The organism is Paenibacillus sp. 01T422, assembly GCF_056398785.1.
The window spans coordinates 1-2,358 of sequence record NZ_JBFTQB010000961.1 but is presented as its reverse complement, the minus strand read 5'-3'; the positions used below and the strand labels follow the sequence as shown (position 1 = coordinate 2,358).

The 2,358-nt window shown below is 41.5% G+C and carries 2 protein-coding genes; both read left to right on the top strand.

What is annotated here, in order from left to right:
• Window positions 1-9: 9 nt before the first annotated feature.
• The gene (locus tag AC1DUA_RS34115; protein WP_477503963.1) at window positions 10-1,035 is read left to right on the top strand and encodes a homoserine dehydrogenase; all 1,026 of its coding nucleotides are present in this window, start codon (window positions 10-12) and stop codon (window positions 1,033-1,035) included.
• A gap of 70 nt (window positions 1,036-1,105) precedes the next feature.
• The coding region (locus AC1DUA_RS34110) for a spore germination protein (protein ID WP_477503962.1) at window positions 1,106-2,358 on the top strand (1,253 nt) is incomplete at its 3' end.

The window sequence follows — 2,358 nt, the reverse complement described above, 5'->3', positions numbered from 1 at the left end:
GGATTAGTTATGCTCAGAAAAAATATTGTATTAACTGGCTTTGGTTCCGTAGGCAGAGAATTTGTTCGTCTTCTAAAAGAGAAATCGGAAATTATTAAAGAAAACTACAATCTTGAATTACGGCTGGTAGCGATAGGAGGACGGGATGGTTTTATTAGTTCGGAAGAAGGACTGAATATGGATGTTTTATCTGAATCCGAGCTAGGGTCCAAGTCGTTATCTGATTATGCGCATGATTTCCGCGTGCCGCTTACGAACAGTTACGTTCATGCGGATGTATTGGTAGAGGCTACCCCTACGGATGTAGAAAGTGGCGAGCCGGGGCTGACCAACATTGTAACAGCGTTCAATAATCGGATGGATGTTGTAACCATTTCCAAAGGTGCGCTTGTGGCACGCTACGACACGGTTTTCGAGGTGGCAAAAGCCAACGAAGTAAGAATAAAATATAGTGCAGCAACTGCAGCGGCATTGCCAACAAAGGATATTGGTGAAATCAGTTTGGCAGGTAGTGACATAGTTGGTATCGAAGGGATTCTTAACGGTACGACAAATTATATTTTAACCCGGATGCATGAAGATGATCTTTCTTTTGAAGAGGCATTACGAACTGCTCAGCAGAAAGGCATTGCAGAAACCAATCCGGATTTGGATGTAAAAGGGATAGATAGTGCTTGCAAAATTCTCTTATTGTCTAATGATTTATTGGGTACTCGTTATTCACTGAAGGACCTGTCTATACAGGGGATTGACGGTATTACAAAAGAGCAGATGGCTGAATCCAAACGGCGGGGGACGAAATTCAAGCTCCTTGCCAAAGCATATAAACAGGACGGGAAAGTTCACATTAACATCGCTCCTACTGAAATCAGCCCCGGACATATGTTGTCAGCTGTTGATGGCACCAATAAAGGTATCATTTTCCACACGGATACAATGGGGGCAGTTTGTACGATCGGGGGTTCATCTAGCCCTCGAGGGGCGGCGGCAGCTGCGTTGAAGGATTTAATAAATTTGTATCGTAAAAATAAATAAGAATAATTAACCACTTGATATGAAATAATGAACTCATGAAAATAAATTCTGGAAAATGAGTTGATGTGTCATGAGTTCAGTTCCTGAGATCTGGAAAGAGCTTAGCGAATCGCTGGATTTTGTTTGTTACGAACATAAGACAAAATCCGAACCTTATTTTATTGGTTATATAAATTCACTCATTGACGAGCAAGTCTTACACCGTGATATTCTGGGACGCCTAACTGAGGATTCGAATGTTTCATTAGATGATCTGTACAATCTCATTCCAGTTGCAGAAAAAGAAATTTCAAGTGATTCGAAAATAATTCAAACTAACATATTACAGGGGTATGTAGCTATTCAACTTGGTCTTCAGAATCATCATACTATCTTGATTAAAGCCTCTCTCTCCAAGGGCCGTAAGGTTACGGAACCCCAAGTTGAATTCACCGTAGAAGGATCGAAAGACGCTTTCGTTGAATCATTGGACGTCAATCTTAACTTGATCCGCAAGCGTATTCCCATTCCCGAACTACGTGTAAAAGAGATTACTTTAGGTAGTGCATCCAAAGCGAAAGTGGCAGTTTGTTACATAGAAGGAACAACGAATGAACAATATGTAAATACATGTATACAGCGCATAGAGGATGTAGAATTTGATGTTTTTTCAGATATTACATTGCTTCAACAAATGATCGAAGACAATTCTAATTCTGTTTTTCCTCAATCAGTTGGTACGGAGAGACCGGATTACGTCTCCTGGGCCTTATCATCAGGACAAGTCTGCATACTAATGGATGGGTCCCCGACAGCCGTATTTGCGCCGGTCAATTTGGGGTTATTTTTCATTTCCTATGAAGATTATTTTCTGCCTTGGATGATCGGCTCTATATTGAGATTAATTCGTATGACATCTGTGGTGTTTTCCATCTTTGCCACACCATTGTATGTTGCTGTAATGACGTACCACGGGCAGGGGATATCAAATATTTTTTTGCCAACGATTATTTCTTCCAGAATTAACGTGCCTTTTCCTCCGGTTGTGGAGGTCCTCATTATGGAACTTGTGATTGAACTGTTACGGGAGGCTGGCGCCAGATTACCCTCCAAAATCGGGCAAACGATTGGCATTGTAGGAGGTATTGTGCTCGGTACGGCTGCTGTTGAAGCCTCAATTACCAGCAACTTTTTGTTGATCATCGTGGCGTTATCAGCGCTAGCCTCCTTCACAACACCTGTATTTCGAATGAGTGCTACGATACGAGTCCTTCGTTTTCCGTTCATTATCGCAGCCCAAATATGGGGGATATTAGGCATTTTCATCTTCATTCTCTTTGTAAT